Genomic DNA, 19,111 nt, shown 5'->3' with positions numbered 1-19,111 from the left:
AAACTCTAAATCTATCAAAGAAATCATATTAGTAAAGCCACATTGCTTATTGCATAGTATTTCCTTTACAGGGAACCGCTATGCCAGCCGCTCACATTCTCATCGTTGAAAGCACGCCAGCAATCCAGGAGCTGATCGCCCTGAATCTCGGCATGGCGGGCCACCAGATCAGCCGCGCGGCGGACGCCGAAAGCGCCTTGCTGATGCTGGAAGACCAGCTGCCCGACATGGTGCTGCTGGACTGGAATCTGCCGGGCCAGTCCGGCCTGTCGCTGGTGCGCCGCTTGCGCGCGCAGTCGCGCACGCGCGGCCTGCCGATGATGATGGTGACCGCGCGCTGCGGCGAGCACGACAAGATCATGGCGCTGGAAAGCGGCGCCGATGACTACATGACCAAGCCCTTCAGCCCGCGCGAGATGGTGGCGCGCGTGCATTGCCTGCTGCGCCGCTGGCAGCCGCAATCGCCGGCCGACGCGCCGGTACAGCTGGCCGGCCTGCGGCTCGATCCGTGTACCCAGCGCGTAACGGCCGGCGCGCGCGAGCTGGCGCTGGGCCGCGTCGAATTCAAGCTGCTGAACTTCCTGATGAGCCATCCGGAGCGCGTGCACACGCGTGCCCAGCTGCTGGACCAGGTGTGGGGCAGTGGTTCCTACCTGGATGAGCGCACCGTCGATACCCATGTCGGCCGCCTGCGCAGCGCGCTGCAGCCAAGCGGCTACCAGCAGCGCATCGAAACCGTGCGCGGCAGCGGCTACCGCTTCGTCGCGGCCCAGGCGTGAGCATGGAACAGCTGGTCATACTGAGCAAGCTGGAACAGGAATACCTGCTGCACGCGATCGAGGCCGCATTGCCGGTGCAGGATGCGCGCCAGTTCTTCCTGTGGACCCAGGGGCAGTTGCAGAGCCTGCTGCCGCACCAGGTTATGGTCTGCCTGCAACTGGGCGCGCAGGACGAGCTGCAGCACGTCGAGTGCCTGCACAGCACGGTGCTGGATGCCGAACTGCGCAGCCGCCTCAGCAACCGTGACGATGGCCTGGCGCTGCGTCTGGCGCGCCACTGTCGCCACAGCGGGCGCCTGCCGGCCATGCTGGATGCGGGACCCGGCGCCGATGCGCCCAAAGCCGGCCAGGGCCTGGCGCCGTTCCAGGGCGAGCTGCGCGAGCTGGGCATGGAGAACCTGCTGCTGCATGGCTCGGAACGCCTGCCGGGCGGTTCCACCTTCTTTGTGCTGTTTGGCCTGCCGCACCGGCCGCAGCCGCGCCAGGCCTACTTCCTGGAACTGCTGCTGCCGTATCTGCACATGAGTTTGCAACGCATCAACCGCCAGCAGGCGCAGGCGCGGGTCGGCACGCTGGCGCGGCCGGTCAGCGCGCGCGAGGCGGAAATCCTGCACTGGGTGCGCGAAGGCAAAAGCAACGAAGAAATCGGCCTGATCCTCGGCATCAGCGGCCTGACGGTCAAAAACCATCTGCAGCGTTTGTACCGCTTGCTGGGCGTGTCCAACCGCGCACAGGCCATCGCGCGTGGCATGGCGTTGCATTTATTCGACCGGGCACCGCTACCACTGGCGCGCGCGGCATAAAAAGATTGTCGGAAGTGCAAAGCGCATGGTAGCCTCTGGCTTTGAGCCGGCGGGCTTAACGCTGAGGAGTACCTGGGATGGAAGTTGTAAAGAATGGCCGCAAGACCAGCGCGCACAAGGCAGCTGGCTTCACCTTGCTGGAACTGCTGGTGGTTATCGTCATCATCGGTTTGCTGGCAGCGTATGTTGGACCGAAATACTTTGCCCAGCTGGGTAAATCGGAAGTCACCATCGCCAAGGCGCAGATCGAGGCGTTTGAGAAATCGCTGGATACCTACCGCCTCGACGTCGGCCGCTATCCGACCACGGAAGAGGGCCTGGGTGCGCTGATTACCGCGCCCGCCACGGCCGGCGCCAAATGGAACGGTCCCTACCTGAAAAAAGGCATTCCGCCGGATCCATGGGGCCACCCTTACCAGTACAAGGCGCCAGGCACCAAGAGCGAATTTGAGATTACCTCGCTGGGCCGCGATGGCCAGTCAGGTGGCACGGGTGAAGACGCCGACATCAGCTCGCAATAAGCCACACCCCTAGAAAGCCGCACCCATGCAGTTTGATGTCCGTACTTTGTCGGCCGATATGGTCATCTCCCATCTGGTGATCGATGGCCGCGATGAGGCGGACGCGCGCCGCCAGGTGGAAGCGCGCGGTTTGTTCGTGAGTTCGATCGCTCCGGTGCGCAGCGGCCTGCCAGGCCGTGGCGGCAAGCGCCGCGCACTGTCGCTGGTGCTGTTCAGCCAGGAGCTGCTGGCGCTGCTGACGGCGGGCCTGGGCATTGTCGAAGGGTTGGAGGCGCTGCTGGAGAAGGAAACCAATCCGGCCACGCGCGGCGTGCTGGAACGGCTGCTGGCCGGCCTGCGCGAAGGCCAGCGCTTTTCCGCCGTGCTGGCCGAACAGCCGGACCTGTTCCCGCCGCTGTATGTCGGCATCGTCAAGGCGGCCGAGGGCACCTCCGACCTGCCGCGTTCACTGTCGCGTTTCATCGATTACCAGCAGCGCATCGACCTGGTGCGCGGCAAGCTGGTGTCGGCCGCCATCTATCCGTGCATCCTGCTGCTGGTCGGCGGCGGCGTCAGCCTGTTCCTGATCGGTTATGTGGTGCCGCGCTTTGCCGAGGTGTACCAGGGCGCGGGCCGCAACCTGCCGTGGCTGTCGCAGCAGATGCTGAACTGGGGCCAGTTCGCGGGCGCCCATACCACGCTGCTGCTGGCGATCATCGGCGCGGTGCTGGGCACGCTGGTGCTGGGCGTGCGCCAGCTCATGGCCAATGGCGGCATGGTGCGTCTGCTGAGCCGCCTGCCTGGCATCGGCGAGCGTGTCCGCATCTACGAACTGTCGCGGCTATACCTGACACTGGGCATGCTCAGCGAGGGCGGCATCACCATCGTGCACGCGATTGAAACGGTGCAAGGCATGGTGTCGGCGGCGATGCGCGGCAACCTGCAAACGGCGCGCGCCGCCGTGGAATCCGGCTTGCCGCTGTCGACCGCATTTGACGCCGCACAACTGACCACACCGATCTCGCTGCGCATGCTGCGCGTGGGCGAGCGCACCGGCGACATGGGACCGATGCTGACCCAGTCCGCAGCGTTTTACGACGGTGAAATCAGCCGCTGGATCGAACGCTTTACCCGTACTTTTGAACCGCTGCTGATGGCGGCCATCGGCCTGGTGGTCGGCGCCATCGTGGTACTGCTGTATATGCCGATCTTTGATCTGGCTGGAGATATGTCATGACGGCTGTACAGGCCATCGATATGGCGCTGGTGGCGCGTGCGCGCCATCTGCGCCAGCAATCGAAACGCACGCTGGTGGAAGAGCTGGAAGCGCTCACCGGCACCGAGCCGCGCCTGCTGGTGCAGGCGCTGGCGCAGCCCTTCGGGATGGCGGTGCTGGAGACGGTCGATATGCTGGCCTACACGCCAGCCTGGGATTTGCTGCCGCTGTCGCAGGCCATGGCACGCCACTGCGTGCTGCTGCGCGCGCACGACCAGTCCGTAATCGGTGTCATCGCCGATCCGTTCGACCTGGATTTGCAGACCTGGCTGGGCACGCAGGCGCGCGCCACGCCCGCTGCGCCGCTGCCAACGCGGCTGGCGCTGCAGGCCGACATTCAGGCTTACCTGTCCAAGCAGGAGGAGTCCGCGCGCGCCACCGACTCGCTGCTGCCCGGCGCCAGCGAAGGCCGGCGCGATGGCAAGACGGCGGCCGTGCTGTCGTTTGCCTCGGTCTCGGAAGGCGCCAGCCCGGCGGTCCGGCTGGTCAACTCGACCCTGTACGATGCGCTCAAAGCTGGCGCCTCGGACATTCACCTGGAAAGCACGGCCGGCGGCCTGGCGGTCAAGTACCGCGTGGACGGCGTGCTGGATCACGCCACCGCCGTCAACGGTGTCGATGTGGCCGAGCAGATCATCTCGCGCCTGAAAGTGCTGGCGGAGCTGGACATCGCCGAACGCCGCGTGCCGCAGGACGGCAGCTTCCGCGTGGAAGCCAATGCACGCGAGATCGACCTGCGCGTCTCCATCATGCCCAGCATCCATGGCGAAGATGCGGTGATCCGTATTCTCGACAAGCGCGCCATGATCGAGGCCTACGGCTCGCTGACGCTGGAGGCGCTGGGCTTTGATGCGCCATCGCTGGTGTCGCTGCGCACGCTGGCGCAGGAAGCCTACGGCATGCTGCTGGTGACGGGACCGACCGGTTCCGGCAAGACCACCACGCTGTACGCGGCCCTGACCGAAATCCACAACGGCCGCGAGAAGATCATCACGATTGAAGACCCGGTCGAGTATCAGCTGCCGGGCATCCTGCAAATCCCGGTCAACGAAAAGAAGGGCCTGACCTTCGCCAAGGGCCTGCGCTCCATCCTGCGCCATGACCCGGACAAGATCATGGTCGGCGAAATCCGCGACCGCGAGACAGCGGAAATCGCCGTGCAGTCGGCGCTGACGGGCCACCTGGTGCTGACCACCGTGCACGCGAATAACGTGTTTGACGTGTTTGGCCGCTTTACCCACATGGGCATCGATCCGTATGCGTTTGTGTCGGCGCTCAACGGCATCTGGGCGCAGCGCCTGATCCGCACCAATTGCCCGCACTGCGCCACCGAATACACGCCCGACGATCACGAGCTGGCCAGCGTCGGCATGACGCGCGCCGACGCCTACGACTTCCGCTTCATGCAGGGCAAGGGCTGCGGCGATTGCCGCGGCACCGGCTACAAGGGCCGCCGCTCGATCGCCGAGATCCTGACACTGAACGATGAAATCCGCGAACTGATTGTGGACAAGAAGCCGATCCGCCAGATCAAGCAGGCCGCCTATGAGAACGGCACGCGCAGCTTGCGCCAGGCCGCACTGGAACTGGTCAAGCGTGGCGGTACCACGCTGACTGAAATTAAACGGGTGACCCTGCATGCGTAGAGCGATGGGACAGTTTTTACGCATCGACGTGGCGCCGCACGCAGTCAGCGTGCAGCGCGTGAACCGCTGGCGCAACGCCGCGCCGCAGACGCTGGCCGAGCAAGCGATCACGCCATCCGGCGAGCATCCATTCGACGCCATCGCCAATGCCTTGCGCGCGCTGCTAGGCGAGGTGCAGGCGGATGGCTGGCCTGTCAGCTTTGTGCTGGCCGATGAATTGACCCGCATGTGGCGCGTGACGCCGCCACCGGGCGCGGCCCGCATGGCGGATATCGAGGCGGCGGCCGGCTTCCGCTTCCAGTCGCTGTATGGCGAGCCGGCGGCGGCATGGCAGATCTGCGCCGACTGGGATGCAACCCGGCCTTTCTTTGCGGCCGCCATGCCGCGCGTGCTGCTGGCCGCGTTGAGCGCGGTGGCGCAGGACTGCAAGCTGTCCATCGTCGCTGTCGAGCCGCGCTTTGTCAGCGCCTGGAACCGCTGTCGCGGTGGCGTCAAAAAGGGCGCGTGGTTTGGCCTGGTGCACGACAACCTGCTGACGCTGGCCGCAACCGAAGCAGATGGCAAGGGCTTGCGCGCCATCCGCCCGCTGCCGATCCCGCATGGCGCCGATCATTACTGGCTGACGCAGACGCTGCAACGTGAAGCGCTGCTGCTGGAGCTGGAGGCGCCGTCGCTGCTGCAGGTGAGCGGCAGCGCGCCGGCGGCGTGGACCAAAGCCGTCACCAATGCGTCGCACATTCCCTGCACGGCACTGCAAGGGAGCGCCGCATGAAAGCGATGAAGATCGATTTTGCCCCGCGTACGCTGCGCCGCGTGCTGTTCCATCTCCATCCGGCAGTGCTGGTGCTGGCCGGCGCCGGTGCGCTGCTGTGCGCCGGCGCGGCGGTTGGCACGTATGCGCTGGTGGAGCAGAAGCGCGAACGCCAGCATCAGCTCCAGCATTTACAGACGCGTGTGGCGGCGCTGTCGGCGCGCCCGGTGGAAGTGGCCAAGGTGGCGATTCCGGAAGCGCAGGCGGCCTTCGTCAACGGCGCCGTCCTGCAACTGAACCTGCCATGGCGCGAGCTGCAGGACGCCGTGCTGGCCGCGACGCCGCGCAAGGTGGCGCTGGTGGCCATGGAGCCCGACCCACGCAAGCGGGTGCTGAAAATCACCGCCGAAACCAAAAGCAGTGACGATATGGTGGACTATGTGGCCGCGCTCAAGGAGCAGGACAGCTTTAGCGGCGTGATACTGACCCGCCACGAAATCAACGAGCAAGACCCGAACCGGCCATTGCGATTCCAGCTGGAGGCGACATGGCAGGCGCGATGAACCAGGTGAACCTTTCCGCGCTGTTGCTGCGTGCCCGTATCGCCTTGCTGCGCCTGGGTGTGCCGGCTTGCGTGGCGATTGTGCTGTGCGTCGCCGGTATCGCAGCCTGGGCCTGGCTGCTGCCGCAGCGTGCCGCGCAAGCGCAGCTGATGGCAAAGCCATTGCCCGCACCATCGACGCTGGTGACAGCGCCGCCACCGCCATCGGCCAACCAGAATCTGGCGGCGTTCTACGAGATGCTGGGTGAGAAGCGCTATGCGGAGCAGCAGGTCAAAGTGCTGTTCGACCTGGCGGCCAAGGCCAATATCACGCTGTACCAGGGCGAGTACAAGGCCAGCTACGACAAGGCCAGTCGCGTCAGCACCTACCAGATCAACCTGCCGGTGAAGGGGCCATATCAGTCCATCTGGCAGTTCGCCATGCAGGGCCTGCGCGAAATGCCGTTTGCTTCGCTGGATGAAGTGGCCTTCCGCCGCGACAATATCGCCGATACCACCGTCGAAGCGCGTCTGCGCTTTACCCTGTACCTGAAGGATGCCGAACCATGAAGCCGTATCAGATCCTGATGGCCGTGGCGCTGGCGGGGGCAGCGGGGCTGGCGCTGTTTGGCGATAACTCGTCCTCCGGCGATATCGCCGAACCGGTGGCGCGCGCGCCTGGCGCAGCGGCGCCGGCAGCCGTGCCGCGCAGCACCAGCAAGGATGGCAAGCCGCAGGTGGAAGCCGCGATCCTGCCATTGATTCCGCGCGCGCAGCTGGTAGGCGAGTCCGGCGAGGCGACGTTTGCCTCGGGCGAGGGCGTGTTCATGGGGCAGAACTGGAATCCGCCGCCGCCACCGCCGCCACCGCCATCGAATGCGCCGCCGCCAGCACCGGTGGCGCCGCCCATGCCGTTCACCTATCTCGGCAAAGCCGTGGCGGATGGCGCGTGGGAAGTGTATCTGGCGCGCGGCGACAAGACTTACTCGGTACGTGTGCAGACCGTCATCGATGGCACTTACCGCGTCGAGCGGATCGCACCGCCGCTGATGTCCGTGACCTATCTGCCTTTGAATCAGCAACAACAGATGAATATTGGAGTCCTTGAGTGATGGCTAGCCCTTTGAAGAATATCGCCCGCTGCGCTGCGCTGGCCATCCTGCTCAGCGGCTGCGCTGCGCAGCTGGCCTACCGCGACGGCAATGACCTGATCGCGAAGAATCAGATCGAGGCAGGCCTCGCCAAATATCAGGAAGCGGTGAAGGCCGAACCGGGCAATGCGCAGTACCGCTCCGCGTATCTGACGGCCCGCGATCGCGCCGTGCAGCGGATTCTGGACACTGCGGAACGCGACCAGGCGGATGGCCGCGCCGCGCAGGCGGAGCAGGGCTTCCGCCGCGTGCTGGGCATGGATGCGCAAAACGAACGCGCCGTGACGGGCTTGCGCGCGCTGGAGCGCGACAGCCGCCAGGCCAGGCTGCTGGAGGCGGCGGCCCAGCATCTGAACCGGAGCGAACTTGAGCTGGCGAAGCAAAAACTCAACGCCGTGCTGACTGAATCGCCAGGCAACGAGAAGGCGCGCGCGATGCTGCGCGAGGTGGCGGAAAAGACCGCGCCGCCGCCGGCGGAATCCGGCCTGGCCAAGAGCTACAAGCAGCCGATCTCGATTGAATTCCGCGATGCCCCACTCAAGCAGGTGTTTGAAGTGATTTCGCGCCGCTCCGGCCTGAACTTCGTGTTCGACAAGGATGTGAAGACGGACCAGCGCACCACGGTCCTGCTGAAGAACAGCACGGTGGAATCGGCGATCTATTTCCTGCTGCTGACCAATCAGCTGGAGCAGCAGGTCATGGATGCCAACACCATCCTGATCTATCCCAACGTCGCGGCCAAACTCAAGGAATACCAGGAGATGACGGTCAAGACCTTCTTCCTGGCGAATGCGGAGGCCAAGCTGGTGGCCAATACGCTCAAGACCATTCTCAAGTCGCGCGATGTGGTGGTGGATGAAAAGCTCAACCTCATCATCGTGCGCGATACGCCGGAAGCGATCCGCCTCGCCGAGCGCCTGATTAACCTGCAGGATGCGCCGGAAGCTGAAGTCATGCTGGAGGTGGAGATCCTGGAAGTGAAGCGCTCCACGCTGATGGACCTGGGCGTGGTGTGGCCGACCAAGTTGGGCTTCTCGGTGCTGTCGACGTCGGGCGGTACCGGCATTACCATCCGCGACCTGAATAATCTGAACCAGCGCACCATCGGTGTTACCGGCACCGACCTGTCCATCAACGCCAACAGGAATGCGGCGGACTCCAACCTGCTGGCCAATCCGCGCATCCGCGTGCGCAACAAGGAAAAAGCCAAGATCGTCATTGGCGACAAGCTGCCGGTGATTACCTCGACCGTGTCGTCCGGCGTGGGCGGCTTCGCCAGCGATTCGGTGACCTATGTGGACGTGGGCCTGACGCTGAACGCAGAACCGACCATCTACCTGAATAACGAGGTGGCGATCCGCATGCAGCTCGAGGTGAGCAATCTGGTCAACACCATCACCACCAAGAACGGCACCACGGCCTACCAGCTCGGCACGCGCCAGGCCTCGACCATGCTGCAGCTGAAGGATGGCGAGAACCAGGTGCTGGCCGGCCTGATTAACAATGAAGAGCGCAACTCGTCCAACAAGGTGCCGGGCTTCAGCGAGCTGCCGATCGTCAGCCGCCTGTTCGGCAGCCAGCGCGACGACAATCAGAAGACCGAAATCGTGCTGTCGATTACGCCGCACCTGATCCGCAACGTGCAGCGTCCGGAAGCGTCGGCGTCCGAGTTTTCGGCCGGTACCGAGGCGAGCTTCCGCCGCCGTCCGGACACCACGCCGCGCGCTGCCGTCACCATGCCGGCGCCACCGGGCGCGGTGGCCGCACCGGCGGTACCTGCCGTGCCGCCACCGCAGGCGCCGTCGCCGGTGCAAGCTGCGACGATTTCGGCCACCCAGCCTGCGCCGCTGCCGCCGACGCAGGGCGCCCAGCCGCAAGCCGTGCAACCGCCAGCCGCCGAACCATCGCCGGCGCCGGCCACCGAAGCCGCACCGGTGCAGCGGTAATCATGCGCGTGCGTGGATTCACCCTGATCGAGCTGCTGGTGACGCTGGCGATACTTGGCCTGCTCAGCGCTCTGGTGATCCCGACCGCGCAGGTGGTGGTGCAGCGGCGCCAGGAGCAGGACCTGCGCGAATCGCTGCGCGACATCCGCCATGCGCTGGATGCGTACAAGCTGGCGTATGACCAGGGCCACATCACCAAGTCGCTGGTCTCGACCGGCTATCCGAAGACGCTGGAGGTGCTGGTGGAAGGCGTGCCCGACCTGCAAAATCCCAAGCATGCCAAGATCTACTTCCTGCGCCGCGTGCCGCGCGACCCGTTCAACAGCGACGCCACGCTCAGCGATGCGCAGACCTGGGGCAAACGCAGCTATGCCAGCGAGGCCGACCAGCCGCGCGACGGGGAGGATGTCTACGATGTCTACAGCCTCAGTGAAAAGACCGGCCTGAACGGCGTGCCGTACAAGAAATGGTGACCATGAAACACAAAGGCTTCACGCTGATTGAACTGCTGGTGGTGCTGGGCATCGTCGCGTTATTGCTGACGCTGGCCGTGCCGCGCTATTTCCCCAGCATCGACAAGTCCAAGGAGGTGGTGCTGGCGGATAACTTGCGGAATGTCAGGCAGGTGCTGGACCAATACTATGGCGACACGGGACGCTATCCCGATTCGCTGGAACAGCTGGTCGAGAAAAAATATCTGCGTGCATTACCTGTTGATCCACTGACAGAAAGCGATACGACCTGGACCATTGTGCCGCCCGAAGACAGCGCCAAGGGTGGCGTCTACAACATCCGTAGCGGCGCGCCCGGCAACGACCGCAGCGGCAAGCCTTACGCTGACTGGTAATGGCTGCTACACCGACATGGCGGCGGCATCCGCGGGCGCGCGCAACCAGCGGCGGCTTCACCTATCTGAGCCTGATTATCTTCATTTCGGTGATTGCTTTGACCACCGCAGCGTCGCTGAAACTGGGTTCTGTTTTGCAGCGCAGCAGAGCCGAGCAGGAGTTGCTGGACATCGGCGCCGCGTTCAGCGATGCATTGAAAAGCTATGCTGATGCCACGCCGCAAGGTCAGCTGGCACAACCCCCTTCCTTGAAAGAACTGCTCAAGGACCCGCGTTTTCCGGGGACGCGCCGTCATTTGCGCAAGATCTTTGTCGATCCCATGACGGGCAAGGCGGAGTGGGGCGTGGTGTATCTGGCGGACAAGGCGGGCGTACTGGCTGTCTACAGCCTGTCGGATGCCCGGCCGGTGAAAATAGGAAACTTCCCTCAGCGTTTTGCTGGTTTTGAAGGCAAAAGCCGGATTTCTGAATGGAAATTCGTCGCCGCCAGCGATAGCCGTAATACGCCGCAAACCCCGCCAGCATCGACAAATCAAGCCTCCAGTGCGGCCCCCGTTGTAGAACCACAACAAAATCCGGCGCCGCCGCAGCCACCCGTGCAAAAACCACCGGAAGAACAGCCGATTCCGCCGGAAGAACCCGCTCCTCCCTCTGAAAACGTACCAAATCAGGGGGCGGAAAGACGCCCGGATGAGCCCGTCACCGATTAACAAAACTTGAATTTGCATCCTAAAACGAAAGGGTGACTTATCAAAATGATGCAGTGCAGTGCAACGTCTTTTTGCAATGCGAAAAAATTTACCACAGAGCAACAATGATAAAAAAAATGTAATACTAAAAATGTTTTTATGTTACTATTTGTCTCAGCAGTACTCCTATTAACCCACACCGTGGTTGGCGCAAGCGCAGCCACAATTCGTTTGATTAAGGAAATCATAATGAAATTGAAAAACATTGCTGCTGGCGTAATTCTGGCTGCTGCATCGGTAAGTGCTTTTGCCGCTGATCAGATCATCAACGTCACCGCTGATGGAGTCAGCCACAACTGGAGCGGCGCGTCGCTGCCAGGTGATGGCATTCTGTCCGGCTACGAAGACGTGATCACCTTCACCGGCCTGACCCCAGGCGTGTACAACATCGGTGTAACGGTATCCGGCCAAAACCTGAGCTTCAACTCCAAAGTTGTCGGCAGCCTGACCACCCCACTGGTATCGACCCTGAACGGCACCCCAGGCGCTGCTTTCTCGGTAGGCAGCCTGAAGTTCTTCGGCGTTGAGTACAGCGGCACCGCGCCATTCGTACTGAACCTGAAAGGCACCGCTTTCAGTGGCGCCAGCTACACCGGCACCTACACCGTGACCGCCGTACCAGAACCAGAAACCTATGGCATGCTGCTGGGTGGCCTGGCTCTGATGGGCGTGGTTGCTCGTCGCAAAGCTAAAAAAGCAGCTTAATTTCTGCTTGCAATGAAAAACCCGCCTCGGCGGGTTTTTTTTCGTCCAACGGTTGGCTGTCAGCGCGCGATGCGCCTGAAGTCGCGCAGGCGGAAGCCCATTGCCAGCAGCGCGGCAAAATATACTACCGCACATACGCCGATCAACAGCAGCAGCGCGCCGGCGCGCAGGAACGCATGACGCTGCAGGGCGATCCAGTCGATTTGCTGGGCGCCGAACCATGCAATGATGGCCATGAGGCCGCAGGCGATCACCAGCTTGGCGCAGAACATCGGCCAGCCGGGCAGGGGACGATAGATATCGCGTTTGCGCAAGCCGGTGTACAGCAGGGCGGCGTTCAGGCATGCCCCCAAACCAATCGACAGCGCCAGGCCAGACACCGCGATATATGGCACAAACAGCGCATTCATGAGCTGCGTAGCAATCAGCACGCCAACGGCAATACGGACTGGCGTGCGGATGTTCTGCTGCGCATAAAAGGCTGGCGCCAGTGTCTTGACGAGAATAATCCCCAGCAGGCCGGCGCAATAAGCGATCAGCGGCTTGGCCGATTGGGTCGCAGCTTCATCGCTAAAGGCGCCATAGTGGAATAAGGTGGTAATCATGGGCTCGGCCAGGACCGCCATGCCGACCGCAGCTGGCAAGGCCAGCAGGAAGGTCAGGCGCAGGCCCCAGTCCAGCAAATCGGAATATTCGGTCTGGTCGCCATCCGCCTGTGCCTTGGACAGGCTGGGCAGCAAGATGGTGCCCAGTGCCACCCCCAGCAGGGCGGTCGGGAATTCCATCAGGCGGTCCGCATACGACAGCCAGGAGATGCTGCCTTCTTGCAGGCGAGAAGCGATGCTGGTATTGATCATCAAGCTGATCTGCGCGGCAGAAACCGCAAAGATGGCCGGTCCCATTTTTTTCAGCACGCGCCGTACGCCAGGGTCGCCAAGACCCGCAGCCGGGTTCCACGACAGCCTGGGCAGCATGCCTATCTTGATCAGTGCGGGAATCTGGATCGCTACCTGGAGCACGCCGCCAACGAACACGGCAATCGCCATGGCATAAATCGGCCGTTCCAGATGCTGTTGCAGGAACAGCGAAGCCAGGATCGAGGAAATATTCAGCAGCACCGGCGTGAAGGCGGGAATCTTGAACTCGCGCCAGGTGTTGAGTACGCCACCGGCCATGGCCACGAAGGCCATGAAGGTAATGTAAGGGAACATCACGCGCGTCATCCAGACGGCCGCGTCAAACTCTTCCAGTCCGGTGGCAATCAGGTAGATGAACAGGGGTGACGCTATAATACCGATAATGGTGACGAGCAGCGTGGCCCATACCAGCGTATTGGCGACATGGTCAGTGAGCTTTTTGCTGGCCTCATGGCCTTGCTTGTTCTTATACTCGGCCAGGATCGGCACAAAGGCTTGCGAGAACGCGCCTTCGGCAAACAGCCGGCGTAGCAGGTTGGGAATGCGGAAGGCGACGATGTAGGCGTCAGTCATGCCGCCGGCGCCAAAGGCGCGGGCGATCAGGGTTTCACGCAGGAGGCCGGTTATCCGGGACAGCATCGTCATGCTGGAGATGGCGGAGAGTGTCTTAAGCAAGTTCATGGGACGTGATTATAGTTGCTCCTGCTGAAAAATATCGCTATAATCATAGGCTGTACAAAATTCTGTTGCGCAGACATTATTGTTTGGCAAGCAGTAGTTTGACTCACACGGTTCGCTCTTTCGCAACCTGAACGTACCTGTGTTGGCAAACAATAATGTTTGCAAACGCATCATTTACCTGATTTAGGAAATTTCATGGCAAATACCGCACAAGCGCGTAAACGCGCTCGTCAAGCAGTTAAGCAAAACGCTCACAACTCGGCTCAGCGTTCGACCCTGCGCACCGCTATCAAGGCTGTGCGTAAGGCGATCCAAGCTGGTGACAAAGCTGCTGCGACGACCATCTTCCAGTCCTCGGTGTCGACCATCGACAGCATCGCTGACAAGAAGATCATCCACAAAAACAAGGCAGCTCGTCATAAGAGCCGTCTGGCAGCTGCCCTGAAAGCACTGTCCGCTTAATTCCTTTCGGGGAGTAAAGCAAAAAGCCGCGCTGGCATGCCAGTGCGGCTTTTTTCGTTGGTACGGCCGGTTTATGGCCGCAAATGCCGCAGCAAATCGTGCAGCGGCTGGGGTGACAGGCCCAGCAGCTCCGCCGAGCGGCGGTTGATCTCGTTGGCAAGGTCCAGCTGCAGCCATTCGATCTCGTCCAGCATGGTGCGCAGTTCCACCAGCACGGCGGGGTCGTCCTGGGCGATGTACAACATGCTTTCGCTGCGGTCGGGATCAAAGCCGGCCTGCAGCACCAGCTGGCGGATGGTGCCCATGCGCTCGAACAGGAAGGCCAGCGGCGAGCGTTCCGGCTCGGCTGGCGCCACCAGATGCGCAAACACGCTGCGCAGCGCGAACCAGGCGCGCAGCACATCGGCCAGCCGCGCCAGCTTGGTGGCGGCGTCCAGCTGCTCCTGGGGCAGGTGGTGGGCATCTTCCGGCGTGGCGTGGATCAGGTCGCGCAGGGCGTCGGCGGCAGCGCGGTCGAAGCGGTTCTGGTGCAGGCGGGCTAGCATGTCCAGGCGCGGCAGGTCGAAGCGGCGGATCACGGTTTCCGCGACGTCTGCCACCGCCAGCAGCTTGGCCAGCGGGCTGATCTTATCGGCGCGCAGCCCGTGCGGATAGCCGCTGCCAACGAGCCGTTCGTGGTGCTGCAGCACGGCCAGCCGGGCCGGCGCCGGGAAGCCAGCGATGGCGTTGAGCACCACATGGCTGGTCAGCGGATGCACATGCACGTAGCGGCGCTCGTCGGGTGTGATGGCGTGGCCGCTTGCCAGCAGTTGCGGGTCGGTGTGCAGTTCGCCCAGGTCGTGGCATAGCGCGGCCAGCAACAGCAGTGCGCGCTCTGCCGGCGCCAGCTTGAGCCGCTGTGCCAGCGCGTCGGCAATCATGGCGGTGCGCAGCGAATGCTGGAACATGGCAGGGCGCTGGTCGCGCATCACCGTCAGGCGCATCAGCAGCGGCGGCGGCAATTTGAGCGCGGCCAGGCCGTGCTTGACAGCCAGCGCGTCGCCGCTGCGGTTGCCCATGCGGGTGTAGATGGGATCGTGCTCGAGCACCTTGTCCGCTTCGATCGATAGGCTGGCGGCATCCAGCGCGCGCTCGCTGGTCAGCATATTGTCCAGCGGTTCGTTGAGCTTGTGGCGTGCCAGCCGCTGAAACTGCGCTTCGTCCAGCGCGGTGCCCTTGGCCACCAGCTTCATGCCGCTGTCGCAATAGATGTCCTCGTGCGCGGTGACGGTCTGGCGTTGCGCCAGTGCGGCCACGGCTTGCAGGTAGTAGGGGCTTTCGGTGTAGCTGACGCTCGATTCGGCAGGCATGGCATCCTCCAGGCGCGGCGGCGCCTACCGCATCAGCATAGGCCAGGTGTTGCCAAACTGCCAGATCTACAGCTCTTTTGGCGACACTTCCATCCACTCGCCCGGCATCAGCGGATGCGTGGCCAGCGCAATATTGCCGATGGCGCTGCGCACCAGCCGCAGCGTCGGCAAGCCCACTGCGGCCGTCATGCGCCGCACCTGGCGGTTTTTTCCTTCCTGCAGCGTGATGGCGAGCCAGCTGGTCGGCTGGCCGGCGCGCTGGCGGATCGGCGGGTTGCGTGGCCACAGCCATTCGGGCTCGGCAATGTGCATGGCTTGGCACGGCTGGGTCACGAAATCGCCCAGGTCGATGGGCGCCTGCAGCCTGGCCATGGCGGCGTCGTCGGGGATGCCGTCCACCTGCACCAGATAGGTCTTGCCGGCCTTGTGGTCGGGATGGGCGATGGCGTGCTGGAGCTTGCCGTCGTCGGTCAGCAGCATCAGGCCTTCGCTGTCATAGTCCAGGCGGCCGGCCGGGTAGATATCGGGAATCGACAGGTGATCGGCCAGCGTGGCCTTGTCATCCTGCGGCGAGAACTGGCACAGGACCTGGAACGGCTTATTGAATAGAATCAGGGGCATCTTGAAAACTGAAATGGGGATGGGCTTGAAAACTTTGGCGCCTCGCTACATACTCGTGCATAATGTGAAACAACCGTCTTATATCTTATAGAAGACTTGGACCATTCCCCTTCGGAGAATCACGATGTATCAACATATCAAAGTACCTGCGGACGGCCAGAAAATCACCGTCAACGCTGATTTTTCCCTGAATGTACCAGATAACCCGATCATTCCCTACATCGAGGGTGATGGCACCGGTCTCGACGTCACGCCGGTGATGCTCAAGGTGGTCGACGCGGCCGTGGCAAAATGCTATGGCGACAAGCGCAAAATCCGCTGGATGGAGATTTACGCCGGCGAAAAATCGACCAAGGTGTATGGCCCTGACGTGTGGCTGCCGGAAGAAACCCTGGGCGCGGTCAAGGATTACGTGGTCTCGATCAAGGGCCCGCTGACCACGCCGGTGGGCGGCGGCATCCGTTCGCTGAACGTGGCGTTGCGCCAGCAGCTGGACCTGTACGTCTGCCTGCGTCCCGTGCGCTACTTCACCGGCGTGCCGTCGCCGCTCAAGGAGCCGGAAAAAACCAATATGGTGATCTTCCGTGAAAACTCGGAAGACATCTATGCCGGCATCGAATATGCGCAAGGCACCGAAGGCGCCAAAAAGCTGATCGACTTCCTGGTCAAGGAAATGGGCGTGAACAAGATCCGCTTCCCGGAGACGTCCGGCCTGGGCATCAAGCCGGTATCGATTGAAGGCACCGAGCGCCTGATGCGCAAGGCGATCCAGTACGCCATCGACAACGACAAGCCATCGGTCACCATTGTCCACAAGGGCAATATCATGAAGTACACCGAAGGCGGCTTCCGCGACTGGGCCTACGCGCTGGCGCAAAAAGAATTCGGCGCCGAGCTCATCGACGGCGGTCCATGGTGCAAGTTCAAGAATCCCAAGACCGGCCGCGACATCACCATCAAGGATTCGATTGCCGACGCCTTCCTGCAGCAGATCCTGCTGCGCCCGGCCGAGTACAGCGTGATCGCAACGCTGAACCTGAACGGCGACTATGTGTCGGACGCGCTGGCCGCCCAGGTGGGCGGGATTGGCATTGCGCCAGGCGCCAACCTGTCGGATTCGGTGGCGATGTTTGAAGCGACCCACGGCACCGCGCCGAAGTACGCCGGCAAGGACTATGTGAATCCGGGTTCGCTGATCCTGTCGGCGGAAATGATGTTGCGCCACATGGGCTGGACCGAGGCGGCCGACCTCATCATCAAATCGATGGAAAAGGCGATCAATTCGAAGCGCGTCACCTACGACTTCGCACGCCTCATGGAAAGCGCCACCCAGGTTTCGTGCTCGGGCTTTGGCGACGTCATGATCGAACAGATGTAATACCGGATCGGGCCGCATGCCGGCCCGATTCTGCTGCGCTTAGCCGCAGTTCAGCATGCACTCGTCCAGCTCGACGCTGCAGTCTTCCGATACGCCGGCGGCAACGCAGGCGTGGTAGGCATTGATGCAGCCACGGGTGCAGGTCGATGCCTGTGCCTGCGCGGCGACCGATGCGGCGCCGACGCCCACTGCAAACAACAAGGCTGCCAGTTTTTTATTGATGTTCAACATGGTGACTCCTCCATAGGCTGGACGTTGACGACAGGCGAAACCGCGCCGTCCATTTACACGGCTTCCGGGAAAGACGGGGATTTATTCGGCCCGCTGTGGCTTGAGCTGAGCCAGCGCCGCTTCAATGACGGGCTGTTTGAAACCGGTGATACGGCGGTTGCCGATCAGCAGCACGGGCACCGCCTTCTCGCCTAAACCACGGTAGTCTGCCTGACCTTGGCCGGGCTGGTTGACGTCAATGTCGGCGTAGGCGATGTTGTGCTGCGCCAGGTATTCGCGGGCTTTCTGGCAGAACGGGCACGTCTTGGTGCCATAAAGCACCACCTTGGTGGTGGCGTCGGGATAGTAGGCCTGGTAGTTGCCCTCGACATAGTCAGATTTGAACCACTGCGGCGCCTGCATGCCCAGTCGGCCAATCGCCAGGCCTAGCGCCAGGATGGCGCCATAGGTGAGGATGGTTTTGATGCGCTTGCCATGCTTGCTGTTCATAAGGTCCTTGTGAGATCAACACGAAAAGCTGCCGTCCAGTGCCGCGTCGGCATAGTAGGTTTCTGCATAAGATTATGCATTTTCCTACGTTGTACATTCTCTTCAATTGTCACAAGGTCAACAAGCCCGCTGGCCGGCTTACGCGAACACCTCCGCGTCGGCCAGCAGCGCCGCCGCCTGGTCTTTGCCCGACAGCAGCGGCGCGGCATCCAGCGCTGGCCAGTCGATGCCGATGGCCGGGTCGTTCCACAGGATCGCGCGTTCGTGTTCAGGCGCCCAGTAGTCGGTGGTTTTGTACAGGAACTCGGCGGAATCGGAGATCACCACAAAGCCATGCGCAAAGCCGGCCGGTATCCACATCTGGCGCTTGTTCTCGGCCGACAGCTCGGCGCCAAACCATTGGCCGAACGTCGGCGAGCTCTTGCGGATGTCGACCGCCACGTCAAACACCGCGCCTGCAGTTGCGCGCACCAGCTTGCCCTGCGCCTGCTGGATTTGATAGTGCAGACCGCGCAGCACGCCCTTGGTCGAGCGCGAATGGTTGTCTTGAACGAAGTCCGCTGCCACGCCGGTCAGCTCGGCAAAGCGGCGCGCGTTATAGCTTTCAAAGAAAAAACCGCGGTCGTCGCCGAACACGCGTGGTTCCAGCACCAGCAAGCCTTCCAGTGGCGTTTTAATCACATTCATCGCGGAACCACCTTGTCTTCGAGGATTTGCAACAGATACTGGCCATACTGGTTTTTCTTGAGCGGCTCGGCCAGCTTGCGCAGCTGTTCGGCGTTGATATAGCCCTTGCGGTAGGCGATCTCTTCCGGACAAGCCACTTTCAGGCCCTGGCGCTTCTCGATGGTGGCGATGAACTGGCCCGCCTCCAGCAGCGATTCGTGGGTGCCGGTATCGAGCCAGGCCATGCCGCGGCCCATGACTTCCACGTTCAGCTGACCCTTTTCAAGATAGACCTTGTTGACGTCGGTGATTTCCAGCTCGCCGCGCGCGGATGGCTTGATGCTGGCGGCGATGTCGCACACCTGGTTGTCGTAGAAGTACAAACCGGTCACCGCGTAGTTCGATTTAGGCTGCTGCGGCTTTTCCTCGATCGACACGGCGGTGCGCTGCTCGTTGAATTCCACCACGCCATAGCGCTCGGGGTCTTGCACATGGTAGGCAAACACGGTGGCGCCATCGGCCTGTTCGGTGGCGTGGCGCAGCAGCGCGTCGAGGTCGTTGCCGTAATAGATGTTGTCACCCAGGATCAGCGCCGATGGCGAGTCGCCTACAAACTCCTTGCC

At 62.4% G+C, this 19,111-nt stretch carries 23 protein-coding genes; 16 read left to right on the top strand and 7 right to left on the bottom strand.

The window, feature by feature from the left end:
* Positions 1 to 80 precede the first annotated feature (80 nt).
* The 14 genes from BUA36_RS20080 (at position 81) to BUA36_RS20015 (ending at position 11,694) form a co-directional block, all read left to right on the top strand.
* Positions 81 to 779 carry a winged helix-turn-helix domain-containing protein gene (locus BUA36_RS20080; RefSeq protein WP_072787106.1) on the top strand — a complete coding sequence of 233 codons (699 nt, stop codon included), beginning with the start codon at positions 81 to 83 and terminating at the stop codon, positions 777 to 779.
* A 2-nt stretch (positions 780 to 781) separates the two neighbouring features.
* Entirely contained in the window at positions 782 to 1,582 is an 801-nt protein-coding gene (gene epsA / locus BUA36_RS20075) for an XrtB/PEP-CTERM-associated transcriptional regulator EpsA (protein ID WP_072787105.1), read from the top strand.
* 77 nt (positions 1,583 to 1,659) lie between these two features.
* Positions 1,660 to 2,103 (top strand): type II secretion system major pseudopilin GspG, encoded by a 444-nt coding sequence (gene gspG, locus BUA36_RS20070; RefSeq protein ID WP_072787104.1) that lies wholly within the window; start codon positions 1,660 to 1,662, stop codon positions 2,101 to 2,103.
* 25 nt (positions 2,104 to 2,128) lie between these two features.
* Positions 2,129 to 3,319 (top strand): type II secretion system F family protein, encoded by a 1,191-nt coding sequence (locus tag BUA36_RS20065; protein ID WP_072787103.1) that lies wholly within the window; start codon positions 2,129 to 2,131, stop codon positions 3,317 to 3,319.
* Positions 3,316 to 5,004, top strand: coding sequence for a GspE/PulE family protein (locus BUA36_RS20060; RefSeq protein WP_072787102.1), 1,689 nt, complete (start codon positions 3,316 to 3,318; stop codon positions 5,002 to 5,004). Before BUA36_RS20065 ends, BUA36_RS20060 begins: the two co-directional genes overlap by 4 nt.
* Before the next feature lie 4 nt (positions 5,005 to 5,008).
* Positions 5,009 to 5,776, top strand: coding sequence for a hypothetical protein (locus BUA36_RS20055; RefSeq protein ID WP_072787101.1), 768 nt, complete (start codon positions 5,009 to 5,011; stop codon positions 5,774 to 5,776).
* Positions 5,773 to 6,318, top strand: a complete 546-nt coding sequence (locus tag BUA36_RS20050; protein WP_072787100.1) for a hypothetical protein — start codon at positions 5,773 to 5,775, stop codon at positions 6,316 to 6,318. The genes BUA36_RS20055 and BUA36_RS20050 overlap by 4 nt, the downstream gene beginning before the upstream one ends.
* The gene (locus tag BUA36_RS20045) at positions 6,303 to 6,866 is read left to right on the top strand and encodes a hypothetical protein (RefSeq protein ID WP_229255766.1); all 564 of its coding nucleotides are present in this window, start codon (positions 6,303 to 6,305) and stop codon (positions 6,864 to 6,866) included. The genes BUA36_RS20050 and BUA36_RS20045 overlap by 16 nt, the downstream gene beginning before the upstream one ends.
* Positions 6,863 to 7,408, top strand: a complete 546-nt coding sequence (locus BUA36_RS20040; protein ID WP_072787099.1) for a hypothetical protein — start codon at positions 6,863 to 6,865, stop codon at positions 7,406 to 7,408. The genes BUA36_RS20045 and BUA36_RS20040 overlap by 4 nt, the downstream gene beginning before the upstream one ends.
* Positions 7,408 to 9,393 (top strand): secretin GspD/PilQ domain-containing protein, encoded by a 1,986-nt coding sequence (locus BUA36_RS20035; protein WP_072787098.1) that lies wholly within the window; start codon positions 7,408 to 7,410, stop codon positions 9,391 to 9,393. The genes BUA36_RS20040 and BUA36_RS20035 overlap by 1 nt, the downstream gene beginning before the upstream one ends.
* A 2-nt stretch (positions 9,394 to 9,395) precedes the next feature.
* Entirely contained in the window at positions 9,396 to 9,866 is a 471-nt protein-coding gene (locus BUA36_RS20030) for a type II secretion system protein (RefSeq protein ID WP_072787097.1), read from the top strand.
* Positions 9,860 to 10,240, top strand: coding sequence for a type II secretion system protein (locus BUA36_RS20025; protein WP_072787096.1), 381 nt, complete (start codon positions 9,860 to 9,862; stop codon positions 10,238 to 10,240). Before BUA36_RS20030 ends, BUA36_RS20025 begins: the two co-directional genes overlap by 7 nt.
* Complete coding sequence (locus tag BUA36_RS20020) at positions 10,240 to 10,950, top strand: type II secretion system protein (protein WP_072787095.1); 711 nt, start codon at positions 10,240 to 10,242, stop codon at positions 10,948 to 10,950. Before BUA36_RS20025 ends, BUA36_RS20020 begins: the two co-directional genes overlap by 1 nt.
* A gap of 228 nt (positions 10,951 to 11,178) precedes the next feature.
* The gene (locus BUA36_RS20015) at positions 11,179 to 11,694 is read left to right on the top strand and encodes an FxDxF family PEP-CTERM protein (RefSeq protein ID WP_072787094.1); all 516 of its coding nucleotides are present in this window, start codon (positions 11,179 to 11,181) and stop codon (positions 11,692 to 11,694) included.
* Positions 11,695 to 11,753: 59 nt separating this feature from the next.
* Here the strand turns inward: BUA36_RS20015 and murJ are convergent, their stop codons facing one another.
* Complete coding sequence (gene murJ, locus BUA36_RS20010) at positions 11,754 to 13,292, bottom strand: murein biosynthesis integral membrane protein MurJ (RefSeq protein WP_072787093.1); 1,539 nt, start codon at positions 13,290 to 13,292, stop codon at positions 11,754 to 11,756.
* Positions 13,293 to 13,487: 195 nt separating this feature from the next.
* Between murJ and rpsT the strand changes: the two genes are divergently transcribed.
* Positions 13,488 to 13,754, top strand: a complete 267-nt coding sequence (gene rpsT / locus BUA36_RS20005; RefSeq protein ID WP_072787092.1) for a 30S ribosomal protein S20 — start codon at positions 13,488 to 13,490, stop codon at positions 13,752 to 13,754.
* A 71-nt stretch (positions 13,755 to 13,825) separates the two neighbouring features.
* On the opposite strand, the gene BUA36_RS20000 is transcribed toward rpsT, so the two are convergent.
* On the bottom strand, positions 13,826 to 15,103 hold the full coding sequence (locus tag BUA36_RS20000) for an HD-GYP domain-containing protein (protein ID WP_072787091.1): 1,278 nt from the start codon (positions 15,101 to 15,103) through the stop codon (positions 13,826 to 13,828).
* Between the two features lie 66 nt (positions 15,104 to 15,169).
* Entirely contained in the window at positions 15,170 to 15,724 is a 555-nt protein-coding gene (locus BUA36_RS19995) for a pseudouridine synthase (protein ID WP_072787090.1), read from the bottom strand.
* Positions 15,725 to 15,848: 124 nt separating this feature from the next.
* Between BUA36_RS19995 and icd the strand changes: the two genes are divergently transcribed.
* Positions 15,849 to 17,102: an NADP-dependent isocitrate dehydrogenase gene (gene icd / locus BUA36_RS19990; RefSeq protein WP_072787089.1), complete on the top strand. Its 1,254-nt coding sequence runs from the start codon at positions 15,849 to 15,851 to the stop codon at positions 17,100 to 17,102.
* Positions 17,103 to 17,141: 39 nt separating this feature from the next.
* On the opposite strand, the gene BUA36_RS19985 is transcribed toward icd, so the two are convergent.
* The 4 genes from BUA36_RS19985 to BUA36_RS19970 form a co-directional block, all read right to left on the bottom strand.
* Positions 17,142 to 17,333 (bottom strand): hypothetical protein, encoded by a 192-nt coding sequence (locus BUA36_RS19985; RefSeq protein WP_072787088.1) that lies wholly within the window; start codon positions 17,331 to 17,333, stop codon positions 17,142 to 17,144.
* Between the two features lie 81 nt (positions 17,334 to 17,414).
* The gene (locus BUA36_RS19980; RefSeq protein WP_072787087.1) at positions 17,415 to 17,822 is read right to left on the bottom strand and encodes a glutaredoxin family protein; all 408 of its coding nucleotides are present in this window, start codon (positions 17,820 to 17,822) and stop codon (positions 17,415 to 17,417) included.
* 138 nt (positions 17,823 to 17,960) lie between these two features.
* Positions 17,961 to 18,509, bottom strand: coding sequence for a dTDP-4-dehydrorhamnose 3,5-epimerase (gene rfbC, locus BUA36_RS19975; RefSeq protein WP_072787086.1), 549 nt, complete (start codon positions 18,507 to 18,509; stop codon positions 17,961 to 17,963).
* A partial coding sequence (locus tag BUA36_RS19970) for a sugar nucleotidyltransferase (protein WP_072787085.1) occupies positions 18,506 to 19,111 on the bottom strand: 606 nt, incomplete at its 5' end. The genes rfbC and BUA36_RS19970, both read right to left, overlap by 4 nt.

The sequence above is a fragment of the Duganella sacchari genome, from assembly GCF_900143065.1.
GTDB classification, from domain to species: domain Bacteria; phylum Pseudomonadota; class Gammaproteobacteria; order Burkholderiales; family Burkholderiaceae_D; genus Rugamonas; species Rugamonas sacchari.
Note: the sequence above shows the minus strand (reverse complement) of the source record. Positions and strands in the feature narration are given on the sequence as shown.